This is a genomic window from Bacillus cereus group sp. Bc010 (assembly GCF_027716745.1).
Classification (GTDB): Bacteria; Bacillota; Bacilli; order Bacillales; family Bacillaceae_G; genus Bacillus_A; species Bacillus_A pacificus.
The window spans coordinates 1-13,315 of record NZ_JAQFUY010000061.1; the positions used below are offsets into that span (position 1 = coordinate 1).

Consider the following 13,315-nt stretch of genomic DNA (forward strand, 5'->3'; position numbering starts at 1 on the left):
AGCTAGCTTTTTAGAAAGAATAACGTTTTTTGTCACTTGGGGGTAGTGAAAATTCTTAAGTTGATGGGCATGGGGTCGTTCCACTATTTTTAATTACAATCGAGAAGTTGTAACCACTTCCCCAATTTGAAGTGACTGAAAAGGTAGCATTGTTATTTCCACCAGGAGGTGTTGTGCTAGCATCGTCTGTTTTTACAATAATAGAAGTAGGCTGTGATTTATTCCCAGCAGCATCTTTTGCTATTATTGAAAATTTGTATTCTGTATTAGATTTTAAGTTTTTAATTGTAATACTATTTGTTGTTGTACTCCATTTCTCTTCCCCAGCAGTAATTTCATATTCCGTAACTCCTACGTTATCAGTAGATGCATTCCAGTTTAATTGAACTGAGTTTGAATTTTTATTTGTAACAACAATATTTTTTATGTTTGTTGGTGGCTCAGTATCTTTTTGAGTAATAGGTCCACCTAGTAATTCTTTTACTAACGTATCAAGTAATTTTGGTCCACTACAACTATATTTTGGACTTGTACGGCAATCTCCGCTAAGCTCCCAAAACATTGCGCCACTTAAACCTTTTGTTTTTATATAGTCTGTTTTATATTTCATAGATTCATTATCATCGTAGCTAATAAATGTACCTGTAGTCGCATTATATAAATAAGGTACTTTCGCTATATCGTTCCATCCGCGAACAAAACCATTTTTATTAACATAATTAGCCGCTAAATCACCATAATCGTATACACCTGTATCACCGGTAGAATAATCATCCCAAGTACCTTTAGAAGCGAGCTTTCCATCACTACCTGGTTTACAAGGTTGGTATTGTCCGTTATTTTCTTTTCCACAACTTTTCCATCCGCGTCCGTAAAATGGTACACCTAATACGAGTTTATCTGCTGGAACCCCTTCATTTGTATAAATGTCTATCGCACCATCTACGTAAAATTTCGTATCCGCTGCTGGGTCATTTGGATCTTTGTATAGAGCTGCATTATGGTTAGAAGTAGCTTCCCATCCACCGTGGAAATCATATGTCATAATATTAATCCAATCCAGTATTTGAGAGATTTTCTTTAGCTCTGTATGATCGGCATAACGTTGGCTTGCACCTGATGCGATTGTTAGTAAATATTGTTTGCCATCTTCTGCACCAGCTTTCGTTAATGCATTTCGAACTTCTTGAAGGAGTAGGGTGAAGTTTTGCTTATCTTCAGGACGATAACTACCACCAGGAATCGTTTCTACGCCCGGATATTCCCAATCTAAATCAACGCCGTCAAATCCATATTCGCGTAGGAAATCGACTGTAGATTCAGCGAATACTTTTCTTGTTTTTTCATCAGCGGCCATGTCAGAAAAGCGGTTAGACCAAGTCCAGCCACCAACAGAAATAATTGTTTTTAAGTGAGGATACTTAGCTTTTAATCGTTTCAGTTCGCCGAAATTTCCGCAGCGTGCGTATTTATCACAATCTTCCCAAGTTGTACCTGAGCCAGGATAAGATTTTGTGACATCGGCCCATGGTTCACCGAGTACGAGAGTACCATTAGGGACTTCTTTATTTTGCAGTGGTACACCAGATTCTTTACAGTTCCACGTTTGTTTATTTGGATTATCGGGGTGAGTAGAAGGGTTTCCATGTTTTCCATTCCAGCAAATATCAGCGAAAGCGTAGTTTAAATGAGTTAGCTTTGATGCATCAATGTCTGCAACTTGATAATTACGTCCGTAAATGCCCCACGAAGGCCCCACGAAGGAAAATACCCAACAACTTTTTGACCTTGCTTTGGTGACTCTGCTAATGCAAAATTTGGAGTAATAAAGTTTGTGAGAAAAAGAGGTAAGAAGAGTAGTAGGGATAGTAATAGCAGTGTGAATTTTTTTGATTTCATAGTCATTTCTCCTTTCAAAGTAAAAGATATATTTAAAGGCATGCGCCAATAAATCAAAATGAATCTAGACAAAAATGATCAGACATCACGAAGTCTATACAAGGAGCTGAAGCTGATTAAATCGTAGCAAATGTAAGATTTGGTGTAAACGCTTTATTGAATTCGAAAAGACTTTCTCAATATGAAACGGCTCTAATACAGATTACACATGAAAATAAAATATCGATTAGGGAAGAAAGGGCTTCTTGGAGTTAAATTTGAGAAAAAATTGTATGAGGTCAATTTGTAATAGCGTAGCAAGATAATGAAATTTCATGTAAAATAATAGTAAAAATATGTAAGGGGGGGAGTATTGTGGATGTGTTTTTGAATATTGCCGAAGAAAAAATTCGACAAGCAATACGGAATGGAGACCTTGATCATATTCCGGGAAAAGGAAAACCACTACAATTAGAAGACCTTTCAATGGTACCTCCAGAACTTAGAATGAGTTATAAAATTTTAAAAAACGCGGGCATGATTCCACCAGAAATGGAACTACAAAAAGATATATTAAAAATAGAAGACTTAATTGCGTGCTGTTATGATGAAGTAGAGAGAATAAAGTTACAAGAAGAGTTAACAGCAAAAACGCTTCGTTTTCAGCAGGTAATGGAAAAGAGAAAGATTAAAGATAGTTCAGCTTTTCGTATGTATCAAGATAAAGTATTTCGTAAATTACGCTAAGAGGGATAAGATGAATACATTTAAAACGATAGAAGAATTAGCGACATATATTGAAGAACAACAATTAGTACTTCTGTTTATTAAAACAGAAAATTGTGGTGTTTGTGATGTTATGTTAAGGAAAGTAAATTACGTATTAGAGAATTATGATTACGTAGAGAAAATAGAGATATTGCTACAAGACATGCAAGAAATTGCGGGGCGATATGCAGTATTTACAGGTCCAACAGTTTTATTATTTTATAATGGAAAAGAGATCCTTCGTGAATCGCGCTTCATTTCACTTGAAAATCTAGAAAGAACCATTCAATTATTCGAAGATTAAGGGAGGCTTTTATATGGAATTTATTATTGTCATACTATTATTTGTTGTAGTTGGAACGATCATAACAGCAGTTCGATCAAACAAAAAGAAGGTAAATCTTACAAAACAAAATAACATTCATAACTCATCTAACAACTCATCACCATTATTTTTCTTTGCGGGATCTGATAATGATAGCTCGCATGGAGGTTCACATGATTGTGGAGGATCTTTCGGTGGAGATAGCGGAGGCAGCTGTGATGGTGGCGGAGGTGGCGGTGATTGATGAGAATACGCCCTATAAGGGGCGTATTTCTTTTTAAACAAACGTTTGATTAGTTGGTTTATATATGCATAAAAACAGTTAAACAAATGTTTGTTTAACTGTTTTTAATATACTAAGGGGAATGGAAATGGAACCGAAAGTGAAAAATAAGGGGAAAGTAATGTTATTTTTATTAGCTGCGGGAGGCGTATTTCTTGTTAAATTAGGATGTGAACTACCCACCACTTAGTATCTCTTACGAGCTTACCCCAAAGTGGGGGCTTCTCGGTTTATCGCTACTTTTGATAGCTAACGAATTTGTCCCAGGACAGCCGAGCTAACTCCCTTGTTCCAAAGGTTATTTTGTTACTATTTATGCCAACGCTAGTAAGCGTATGGCTTCTTTTTTGATATTGATAGCTGCGTTATAATCACGGCCGATTGTGAGTCCACACGAACACGCATACATGCGTTCACATAATGGCATTTCTTTTTTATTTCTACAACGACTACACATCTTTGTAGAAGGAAACCATTTATCTATTTTTACAAGCTGTTTTCCTTGTTCTTGTAGCTTATATGCTAAAAATGTCGTGAACATCCTCCAACTGTTGTCCGCTACACTTTTACCAAAGCGAAGTGCTCGTGACATACCTTTCATATGTAAGTCTTCGATTGCTACAACGTCAAAACTCGTAGCTAATTCTTTAGACTTGTGATGAAGGAAATTTTTACGTTGATTGGCGACCTTTTCATGTAATTTCGCTACACGAATGCGTTGTTTATTCCAGCGCTCTGAACCTTTCATACGTCGTGCTAATACCCGTTGTGCTTTTGCTAATTTGTCTAACATCTGACGATAAAAGCGAGGATAATTGGCTTTCTCATCATCGCTACTCACGTACAATTCAGCCATTGCGAAGTCTAATCCAACTACATGTTCTACTTCTTTTGGAGTGATTTCTTTTTCATATTCGGTCAAAATAGACACGTAATACTTACCAGTTGGTGTCATCGAAATCGTACATGATTTGATGATATGATTTGGTGGGATCTCTCTATGTTGCTTCAGTTTCACCATTTTCAATTTTGGTAATTTGATATAACCATGAAATAACATAATATTTCCGTTTACTCGATTCGTTGTATAGGATTTTCTACTCTTTTTATTTTTGAATGTAGGAAACTCACTTTGACCACAAAAAAAATTCTTATACGCAGTTTGCAAGTTTAATTGAGCGTTGGCCAATGCCAATGAATCAACTTCTTTCAACCATTCATACTCTACTTTGTATTTCGCAGGAGTAGGGAATTTTTGTTTCTTTAGTTCTTCCTTGTTCTCTTTGTATGTTTCATATAGTTCTTTCCGCTCAGCCAGCATTTTATTATACACAAAGCGTACACATCCGAACGTTTTACGTATGAGATGCGCTTGTTCTTCTGTTGGATACAGACGAAATTTGTACGCCTTATTATGCTTTGCCATATCCATTCACCTCATTTTCCGCTTTATTTCCCATAAGCTATGACGGTGATCATACAATCTGAACACTACAAGATTATTATCTACTTTCATTATTATACCAAACTTTACTTTCTATAAGACTGATTATATCAGAGGTGAAATAAGTAGGAAAATCAAATGTTTGGCTACGCCGAACCGAAATGCATCTTCCACCTATCGCTAGACTATCGTCTTTCACATGCTAGGGGAAGGAGGCTTTTTTTGGATAATACATTAAATTAGGAACAATACACATGATTCGAACGTGGTTTGAGAGTACGTTTTCTTAAATAAGAAATATAGCCTCTTGTAATAGAGGTTTTTAATTTGTTATTATTAGACTGAACGGTCGGTTTAAAGAGGTGTGAATATGAGAAGAAGTGCAGAAGAGATAAAGAAAGAAATTGCATATAAAGCAGAAAGGTTGTTTTCACAGAAGGGCTATGCAGCTACATCTATGGAAGAGATTTGTGAAATTACAGAGCGGAGTAAAGGAAGCATTTATTATCACTTTAAAAGTAAAGAAGAATTATTTTTATTTGTAGTAAAGCAGCATACGTATGATTGGCTTGAAAAATGGAACGAAAAAGAGAAGTTGTATAGTACGAATACTGAAAAACTATATGGTCTCGCGGAATATCATGTCGAGGACATACAGCAACCAATTTCAAATGCAATAGAGGAATTCTCTATGAGCCAAGTTGTAAGTAAAGAGATTTTGGATGAACTATTAGCTTTAACTAGAGAATCGTATGTTATGTTTGAGAAACTAATTGAAGCAGGCATACAGTCTGGAGAGTTTCGTGAAGATAATACGCGCGATCTTATGTATATTGTGAATGGGTTATTATCAGGGCTTGGAGTACTTTACTACGAGTTAGATTATAAAGAGTTGAAACGTATTTATAAAAAGGCAATAGATGTATTGTTAAAAGGAATGGCAGCTGAATAATAAGTCAGTTGCTTTTCTATAAAATAAATTAGACCGAACGGTCGGTTTATGAAAGGGGAATGAAAATGAACGCTTTATTTAAAAACCGAGCATTTATGCTCGTTATGGCGTCTGATATTTTACAACAATTTGCAATTTGGATCAGAAATATGGCCCTTCTATATTTCATAATGGAGCGAACGAATAATGATCCGGTTTCTGTTTCGTTGTTATCAGTTATGGAATATGCACCTATTTTTATTTTCTCGTTTATCGGTGGTGCGCTAGCTGATCGCTGGAATCCGAAAAGAACAATGGTCGCTGGAGATGTATTAAGTGTCCTGTCTATTATAGGAATTGTCCTGTTGTTAAAACTGGATTATTGGCAGGCTATATTTTTTGCAACACTCATTTCTGCGATTGTAGGTCAGTTTTCTCAGCCATCATCTTCGCGTATATTTAAGCGCTATGTAAAAGAAGAACAGGTAGCAAATGCGATTGCATTTAACCAAACATTACAGTCATTATTTCTGATTTTTGGACCAGTGGTAGGATCGCTTGTGTATACACAACTTGGTTTAATTACGTCGCTATATAGTTTAATCATTTTATTTTTGTTATCTGCTATCGCCCTTTCATTCTTACCAAAATGGGTTGAAAAAGAGCAAGTGGCGAGAGAGTCATTAAAAAATGATATAAAAGAAGGGTGGAAATATGTTCTTCATACGAAAAATTTACGTATGATTACGATCACTTTCACCATTATAGGCTTAGCTGTTGGACTAACAACTCCATTAGAGGTATTCCTTGTAATAGAACGCCTTGGAATGGAAAAGGAAGCAGTTCAATATTTAGCTGCAGCTGATGGAATAGGTATGTTAATTGGTGGTATTGTTGCTGCGATTTTCACTTCAAAAGTGAACCCGAAAAAGATGTTCGTATTCGGTATGGGCATATTAGCGATATCGTTTTTAGTAGAAGGGCTATCTACATCATTTTGGATTACTAGTTTCATGAGATTTGGAACAGGTATTTGTTTAGCTTGTGTTAATATCGTTGTCGGTACGCTTATGATTCAACTTGTACCAGAAAATATGATTGGAAGAGTAAATGGAACAATTTTACCACTGTTTATGGGGGCAATGTTAATCGGAACTTCAATAGCTGGAGGATTAAAGGAGATGACCTCATTAGTTACTGTATTTTGTATAGCGATGGCACTTATTTTATTTGCGATAGGGCCAGTTCTACGCATGCAAATAAATAAAGGGGATGTCGCTAATAAAGAGGAACTAACAAATTCATTAGCCTCGAAATAACCATTGTAAGGGAGCTGAATAGCTCCCTTTTCTTGTGACAGTCTTTTGACAATGAAATGTACCGACTATATACTAATGTTGTAAAAACGATTTTACATGTTAGGAGAAAAGATGTGAAAAATCAAATTTATGAATTACGCACTGAGAATAATATTTCACAAGGTGCATTAGCTGATAAGTGTAAAGTTTCAAGACAGACGATAAATGCAATTGAGAATAATAAATATGATCCAAGCTTAGCATTAGCTTTTCGTTTAGCGGAAGTATTAGGAACAACTGTTGATAAACTATTTTTGTACAAGCAGTAGGGGGAGTAGTTGTTGGGGAAAGAGAAAATAAGCCTTTTCGTTACTGTATTAGTGGCTATAGGTACGTTAGTGTTTGCACTTTACTATTGGTTAACTGAACTTCAAGTAAACTGGTATGCACTATTTATTTGTAGCATCGCGTTACATTATCTATTTAAAAGTTTGGCATCACATAGCGTTGAAGGGGATACTGAGGAGAAAGAGGATTTAGAAAAACATGTATTAAAAACAAGTGCCAATGTTACATATTATGTACTCGTTGTATTAATTTTTGGCTTGTTTTTCGCATCGGTAGGGTTTAATAGATGGATTGATTTTCATAACATACCGCTTTTGTTTGCGTTATGTGCTGCGATAGTTGTAAAGCCAGCTGTTGAGTTTTTAATTGTAAGACGTTATAGATAAAAAAGATCCTCTTCTTGCATGAAGAGGATCTTCTTCTTATAGCATTTTAGTTTTTGGACTAGGTGGTGTAACGGATGTATTATTTTCAGGGACCTTAGTTAATAAAAATCCACCGATAATAAACAACACAATAATACTAAGGACACCGGCGTTTGTTTTTCCCGTTAATTGCGTTGTAACACCGACTAATACTGGACCCATAATCGCGGCAAACTTGCCAAATATATTATAAAATCCGAAGAATTCATTTGCCGATTCTTTAGGTACTAGTTTTGCAAAATAGGAACGACTAAGTGCTTGAATCCCGCCCTGAGAAGTGGCAACTAACATTGCTAAAATCCAGAAATCGAGTGTCGTTTTTAAGAAATAAGCATATGTGCAGATAATGATATAAATAATAATACCGACATATAGCATTTTTTTACCGGTAAATGTCTCCGATAGTTTTCCGTACAATAAAGCGAATGGACAAGCTACAATTTGTGTGACGAATAATATGATTAATAGATTTGTTGCACTAATACCGAGGTCTGTTCCGTAAGCGGTGGACATAGTAATAATTGTATCGACCCCATCAATATAGAAAAAGTAAGCAATTAAGAACATAAAGACCGTTTTATATTCTTTAATATTTTTAAAAGTATCAGCAAGGCGTTTGAAGCTCATTGTAATTGGTCTTGGGTGACGTTCAATATAGTGCGTTTGTTCTACGTTTTTTAGCATTGGAATTGTAAATAATCCCCACCAAAGAGCTGTGATTGCAAATGAAATTTGACTAGCAATGCCAACTGATAAAGGGATAGTTCCTTTTTGAGCAAGAATGATAAGAGTGATACAACCGATAAATGGAATAGTACTCCCAATATAGCCTAAAGCGAAACCTCTCGTAGAAATTCGATCCATTCTATCTTCAGAAGTGACATCTACTAAAAATGCATCATAAAAAATGTTTGCTCCAGCAAAACCGACTAATGCGAGCATATAGCATCCTAGTAATAAGTACCACTGAGATGTTGGAACGACTGCTAGCATACTTGTAAATACGATACCGAGTCCAAAGAAGAATGTGAAAAATCGTTTTTTAAATCCTTTATAATCAGCAACTGTGCCGAGAATAGGAGCAAGTATAGAAATTAAAAGTGTTGCGAACGAGTTTGCATATCCCCAATATGCTGTTGAAGTTGCACCAGATAACCCGGCTTCCTTTGCAGCTGCTTTAAAGTAAATTGGGAATAATGCGGTTGTAATGACGAGCGAATATACGGAGTTCGCCCAATCGTATAATATCCAGCTTTTTTCTTGTCTGGACATTTTTTTCATATAATGTTCCCCCTCAAATTTGTTCTACTAACAGTGTACAAAAATAAAAATTATAAAAAGAGAAACAATGATGAATTTTACATAACTTTTACATATATACACAGTTCTTTACAATTGGAGTAAATCCTCTACAATTGATCCGTCTGTTTCACCTAAGTGTAAACCGAGTAGTCTAGCGATAGTTGGGCCTTCATCAATAAGTCTCATATACGGTATGGTAATGCCGCTTTTTATTCCTTTCCCGGCAGCTATAAAAATTGTTTCATAGTTAGGTTTTGTTGGAGAGTATCCATGCGTACCAAATGTATATTTTTTACTAGGCGTAACATCTTTTTCAGTAATTTCTTTTATAAAATCTCCTGTATAGTTTTCAGTGAAATAATACCCTTCTCGTGCTTCCAACATAAATAAACAATTGCCATCTGCACCGCATTCCTTCGCATCCTCATCATGAAGTATAAATTCAATACCGTTTTGTTTATTTTGAAGCAGTTCTTCAAGGAGTAGTTGTACTTCTCGAATTGTATCGGTATCGTTTTTGTCTTTCACATATACATAGGCGGACCCATCGCAACTTTGGCAATAAGCATTCCAGTCTACTAATTTTCCTTTTGAATTTATAGAGATAAGCCCTTTTTGATGAAATAGTACATTTAATTGAATGGCTTTGCTTTCACTTAAAGCGCTATGATCACCAAGAGCGATAATGGTGCTCTCTTCGTATAGTCCACTGTCTTTTAAAGCTTGAATAATTTTCCCTAGTCGCTCATCATGTCTATGAATTGCGGCTATTGTTTCTTTTGATTCAAAGCCGTGATAGTGTCTTTGGGTGTCTAAATCGGTGAAATGTACAAACATGACATTAGGCTTTTTTGTCTGGATTGTATGCACAGCAGAAGCAAGTACGAAATCATCGAGTTCAGGTTGTGACAATCCATTTCGTATATGGCCGAAACGACGATTTAAATCTAATTGATATAGCGGGCTACCGCTAAATAATGAAACTAAAACTTGATTTTGCCACGGTCTATTTGGAAAGATTTCTGGTAAATTGTAATCAATATTTGCTCTGCCAGTAACAGGCCATAGAAGGGCAGCTGTCGTTAAATTTGCTTTATGTGCTTCATCATATAATGTTGTTCCTTGTATTGATTTTCGGTACCAATGCCAATCGGGTGATTCACGTCCAGGTTGAAGTAACGTATTGCTAACTACGCCATGTTTATTAGGGTAATTACCAGTTACGATTGTTGAGTGACTTGGATAGGTTACAGAAGGATAGATGGGCTCTACTTTTTCGACAACCGTACCCTTTTTGATTAGAGATTGGAAATGAGGTAATTTTTGTAGTATAGGAAAATCTAAAGCTGATAAACAGTCGAATGATAAAATGATGACACGATTCGTTAATGCTTTATCCATAAAGTAATCCTCCTAATTATATGAAACCTATTACTATATATTACTATTAATACCTAGTAATAAAAATATGTTTTTAAATAAAATTTATTATTTATTTTCAGAAAAATTAAACATATAATTAAGTATAAGGGAATGAATGAAAGGAGGGAATAATGTGGATTTGCTAGATGGATTTAGTATCTTTTACATCATTGGTGGAATCACAATTATTCTTGTATTTGCTATTTCGTATTTACTAAAGAAACGGTTTCCAGACAAGCAGTTTGATATTATATTTGCACTTAGTTTAATACTTCTTTGCTTAGCATCCTTTCCCGTTACAATGATGGTTATTGGTGGATGGGAAGGAATGGGATATGGATTTATTGGTTTCTTCGTCCTACTTGGTACACTTATCGGTATGATTGCACATCAACTTGTGAAAATTACGAGAAAAAGCTACGTATAAAACTGTAAAAAATGAAAAGAATATATAAAAAATAAGAAAATTCACTCTTGTTTTAGGGTGAAATTTATATTATGATATTCAACAAATTTACTTCGTTATAACGATGAAAAAGGACTAGTACATGTTCAACCTTTTTAGCAGAGAGAGAATCCGTCAGGCTGAAAGATTCTTAAAAAGGCGATATGGAACCTACCTTTGCGTTCTGCATATGCAGCGGGAATTTCCCGTTATCAAAAAGAGAGCATGCACAATTTTTGTGCATGAATCAGGGTGGTAACGCCGGCAAAGCTCGGTCCCTATTTAGGGGCGCGGGCTTTTTTGTATTTTCTAGAAGGAGGAAGACTGACTATGGCAAAAGAACAAGTACAAGCGATTACGAAGATGGAAGAGGACTTTGCACAGTGGTACACAGATATTGTAAAAAAAGCAGAACTTGTTGATTATTCAAGTGTAAAAGGATGTATGATTCTACGCCCGTACGGCTATGCCTTATGGGAAAATATGCAGAAAGTGATGGATGAGAAGTTAAAAGCAACTGGTCATGAAAATGTGTATATGCCAATGTTTATCCCAGAGAGCTTATTACAAAAAGAGAAGGATCATGTAGAAGGATTTGCTCCTGAAGTAGCATGGGTGACACATGGTGGGGATGAAAAGTTAGCAGAAAGACTTTGTATACGCCCTACATCCGAAACTTTATTCTGTGAGCATTTTTCAAAAATTGTGCAATCCTATAATGATTTGCCAAAGTTATATAATCAGTGGTGTTCAGTAGTTCGTTGGGAAAAGACAACGAGGCCATTTCTTCGTACAACGGAATTCTTATGGCAAGAGGGTCATACAATTCATGAAACAGCAGAAGAATCTCAAGCTGAAACATTAAATATTTTAAATCTATATGCTTCTTTCTGTGAAGACTACTTAGCAATACCAGTAATTAAAGGACAAAAAACAGAAAAAGAAAAATTTGCGGGCGCAAAGGCAACTTATACAATTGAAAGCTTAATGCATGATGGGAAAGCACTTCAAACGGGAACATCCCATAACTTTGGAACGAATTTCTCTGAAGCATTTGATATTAAATTTTTAGATCGTAACGGTAAGTGGCAATATGTACACCAAACATCTTGGGGCGTATCAACGAGAATGATAGGTGGACTGATTATGGTTCATAGTGATAATAATGGGCTTGTAATGCCTCCTAAAGTCGCACCAGTGCAAGTTGTTATTGTACCGATTGCTCAGCATAAAGAAGGCGTTTTAGCGAAAGCAATAGAGTTACAAGAACATATTCAAAAGGTTGCACGAGTAAAACTAGATGCTAGCAATAAAACACCTGGTTGGAAATTTAATGAGTATGAAATGAAGGGAATTCCAATTCGATTAGAAGTTGGTCCGAAAGATATCGAAAAGAATCAAGTTGTACTCGTAAGAAGAGATACGAAGGAAAAAGAGTTTATAGCAATGGATCAATTAGAAGAACGCATTCCAGCACTACTTGAGGAAATTCATAACTCTTTATTTAATAAAGCAAAAGTATTTCGTGATGAAAATACGTATAGTGTGACGAAGTTTGAAGAGATGAAAAAAGTAGCTGATGAAAAGCAAGGATTTATTAAGGCGATGTGGTGCGGGGAACTAGCTTGTGAAGAGAAATTAAAAGAAGAAGTCGGAGTATCTTCTCGCTGTATGCCTTTTGAGCAAGAGCATTTAGCTAACGAATGTATTTGTTGTGGTAAAGAAGCTAAGCAAATGGTGTATTGGGGAAAAGCGTATTAATGCTCTTTTGGATAGGAAGGATGAAAAGGACTTTGGACTGCATAATAAAATGCAATCCAAAGTCCTTTTTAGTTTTACAATTTGTTTCATGTATTTTTAAGATGGAAGGATATGTTTTTATTTTGCGTTTTTACGGCGAATGAATAGTAACATACCAATTAGGAATGTTGAAAGCCCCATTAAAATAGATGCAGGATAATGTGTGGCAGTATTCGGTAACTTATCGCCTTGTTTTTTCGCGTTATCTTTTACGTTACCCCCTTGAGAACTGCTATCGCCTTTACCACGGTTACCTCCATGAGAGTCATTTCCCCCTTGAGAACTGCTATCGCCTTTACCACGATTGCCGCCAGAGCCACTGCCATCAGAACCGTTGCCGCCAGAGCCACTGCCATCAGAACCGTTGCCGCCAGAGCCGCTGCCACCAGAACCGTTACCGTCAGAACCACTGCCGCCAGAACCGTTGCCGCCAGAGCCGCTGCCACCAGAACCGTTACCGTCAGAACCACTGCCGCCAGAGCCATTGCCGCCACTGCCATCAGAACCGTTGCCGCTAGAGCCATTGCCACCAGAGTCGCTGCCACCAGAACCGTTACCGTCAGAACCACTGCCGCCAGAGCCGTTGCCGCCAGAGCCGTTGCCGCCAGAGCCGTTGCCGCCAGAGCCGTTGCCGCCAGAGCCGTTG

The 13,315-nt window shown here is 36.5% G+C and carries 13 protein-coding genes, 2 pseudogenes and 1 other annotated feature; of the genes and pseudogenes, 10 read left to right on the forward strand and 5 right to left on the reverse strand.

From position 1 onward, the window contains the following. Nucleotides 1-70: 70 nt before the first annotated feature. A pseudogene (locus PDQ68_RS27755) lies at nt 71-1,899 on the reverse strand (glycosyl hydrolase family 18 protein); the annotation flags it as partial. A gap of 354 nt (nt 1,900-2,253) precedes the next feature. Here PDQ68_RS27755 and PDQ68_RS27760 point away from each other — a divergent pair. The 4 genes and pseudogenes from PDQ68_RS27760 to PDQ68_RS27775 all read left to right on the forward strand — a co-directional run. Beyond that, on the forward strand, nt 2,254-2,625 hold the full coding sequence (locus PDQ68_RS27760; protein ID WP_000382358.1) for a DnaJ family domain-containing protein: 372 nt from the start codon (nt 2,254-2,256) through the stop codon (nt 2,623-2,625). 10 nt (nt 2,626-2,635) lie between these two features. Then, nucleotides 2,636-2,950: a thioredoxin family protein gene (locus tag PDQ68_RS27765; protein ID WP_016716354.1), complete on the forward strand. Its 315-nt coding sequence runs from the start codon at nt 2,636-2,638 to the stop codon at nt 2,948-2,950. A gap of 13 nt (nt 2,951-2,963) precedes the next feature. Beyond that, nucleotides 2,964-3,215 (forward strand): hypothetical protein, encoded by a 252-nt coding sequence (locus PDQ68_RS27770; protein WP_016716355.1) that lies wholly within the window; start codon nt 2,964-2,966, stop codon nt 3,213-3,215. 121 nt (nt 3,216-3,336) lie between these two features. After that, a pseudogene (locus PDQ68_RS27775) lies at nt 3,337-3,432 on the forward strand (histidine kinase); the annotation flags it as partial. A 135-nt stretch (nt 3,433-3,567) separates the two neighbouring features. On the opposite strand, the gene PDQ68_RS27780 reads toward PDQ68_RS27775, so the two are convergent. Beyond that, complete coding sequence (locus PDQ68_RS27780; protein WP_016716357.1) at nt 3,568-4,680, reverse strand: RNA-guided endonuclease TnpB family protein; 1,113 nt, start codon at nt 4,678-4,680, stop codon at nt 3,568-3,570. A gap of 388 nt (nt 4,681-5,068) precedes the next feature. Here PDQ68_RS27780 and PDQ68_RS27785 point away from each other — a divergent pair, with 388 nt between their 5' ends. The 4 genes from PDQ68_RS27785 (at nt 5,069) to PDQ68_RS27800 (ending at nt 7,661) form a co-directional block, all read left to right on the forward strand. Then, on the forward strand, nt 5,069-5,650 hold the full coding sequence (locus tag PDQ68_RS27785) for a TetR/AcrR family transcriptional regulator (RefSeq protein ID WP_016716358.1): 582 nt from the start codon (nt 5,069-5,071) through the stop codon (nt 5,648-5,650). A 65-nt stretch (nt 5,651-5,715) separates the two neighbouring features. Continuing rightward, complete coding sequence (locus PDQ68_RS27790; RefSeq protein ID WP_016716359.1) at nt 5,716-6,948, forward strand: MFS transporter; 1,233 nt, start codon at nt 5,716-5,718, stop codon at nt 6,946-6,948. 56 nt (nt 6,949-7,004) lie between these two features. After that, the gene (locus tag PDQ68_RS27795) at nt 7,005-7,256 is read left to right on the forward strand and encodes a helix-turn-helix transcriptional regulator (RefSeq protein WP_001974760.1); all 252 of its coding nucleotides are present in this window, start codon (nt 7,005-7,007) and stop codon (nt 7,254-7,256) included. A 12-nt stretch (nt 7,257-7,268) separates the two neighbouring features. After that, entirely contained in the window at nt 7,269-7,661 is a 393-nt protein-coding gene (locus PDQ68_RS27800) for a hypothetical protein (RefSeq protein ID WP_014893342.1), read from the forward strand. Nucleotides 7,662-7,697: 36 nt separating this feature from the next. On the opposite strand, the gene PDQ68_RS27805 is transcribed toward PDQ68_RS27800, so the two are convergent. Both PDQ68_RS27805 and PDQ68_RS27810 read right to left on the reverse strand, forming a co-directional pair. Continuing rightward, the gene (locus PDQ68_RS27805; protein ID WP_000738829.1) at nt 7,698-8,981 is read right to left on the reverse strand and encodes an MFS transporter; all 1,284 of its coding nucleotides are present in this window, start codon (nt 8,979-8,981) and stop codon (nt 7,698-7,700) included. A 108-nt stretch (nt 8,982-9,089) separates the two neighbouring features. Continuing rightward, complete coding sequence (locus PDQ68_RS27810) at nt 9,090-10,403, reverse strand: alkaline phosphatase family protein (RefSeq protein ID WP_016716360.1); 1,314 nt, start codon at nt 10,401-10,403, stop codon at nt 9,090-9,092. 154 nt (nt 10,404-10,557) lie between these two features. Here PDQ68_RS27810 and PDQ68_RS27815 point away from each other — a divergent pair, with 154 nt between their 5' ends. Then, entirely contained in the window at nt 10,558-10,851 is a 294-nt protein-coding gene (locus PDQ68_RS27815) for a YesK-like family protein (protein WP_000364817.1), read from the forward strand. 94 nt (nt 10,852-10,945) lie between these two features. Continuing rightward, nucleotides 10,946-11,152: a binding site (T-box leader), on the forward strand. A gap of 47 nt (nt 11,153-11,199) precedes the next feature. Then, the gene (gene proS / locus PDQ68_RS27820) at nt 11,200-12,630 is read left to right on the forward strand and encodes a proline--tRNA ligase (protein WP_061182435.1); all 1,431 of its coding nucleotides are present in this window, start codon (nt 11,200-11,202) and stop codon (nt 12,628-12,630) included. Between the two features lie 117 nt (nt 12,631-12,747). On the opposite strand, the gene PDQ68_RS27825 is transcribed toward proS, so the two are convergent. Beyond that, nucleotides 12,748-13,315, reverse strand: a 568-nt coding sequence (locus PDQ68_RS27825) for an LPXTG cell wall anchor domain-containing protein (protein WP_270787143.1), incomplete at its 5' end; no start/stop codon positions are given.

Bases quoted from the DNA above. Each gene is read 5' to 3' on its own strand.
- PDQ68_RS27765 (WP_016716354.1), top strand. From the start codon at position 2,636: ATGAATACATTTAAAACGATAGAAGAATTAGCGACATATATTGAAGAA.
- PDQ68_RS27770 (WP_016716355.1), top strand. From the start codon at position 2,964: ATGGAATTTATTATTGTCATACTATTATTTGTTGTAGTTGGAACGATC.
- PDQ68_RS27780 (WP_016716357.1), bottom strand. From the start codon at position 4,680: ATGGCAAAGCATAATAAGGCGTACAAATTTCGTCTGTATCCAACAGAA.
- PDQ68_RS27785 (WP_016716358.1), top strand. From the start codon at position 5,069: ATGAGAAGAAGTGCAGAAGAGATAAAGAAAGAAATTGCATATAAAGCA.
- PDQ68_RS27790 (WP_016716359.1), top strand. From the start codon at position 5,716: ATGAACGCTTTATTTAAAAACCGAGCATTTATGCTCGTTATGGCGTCT.
- PDQ68_RS27795 (WP_001974760.1), top strand. From the start codon at position 7,005: ATGTACCGACTATATACTAATGTTGTAAAAACGATTTTACATGTTAGG.
- PDQ68_RS27805 (WP_000738829.1), bottom strand. From the start codon at position 8,981: ATGAAAAAAATGTCCAGACAAGAAAAAAGCTGGATATTATACGATTGG.
- PDQ68_RS27810 (WP_016716360.1), bottom strand. From the start codon at position 10,403: ATGGATAAAGCATTAACGAATCGTGTCATCATTTTATCATTCGACTGT.
- proS (WP_061182435.1), top strand. From the start codon at position 11,200: ATGGCAAAAGAACAAGTACAAGCGATTACGAAGATGGAAGAGGACTTT.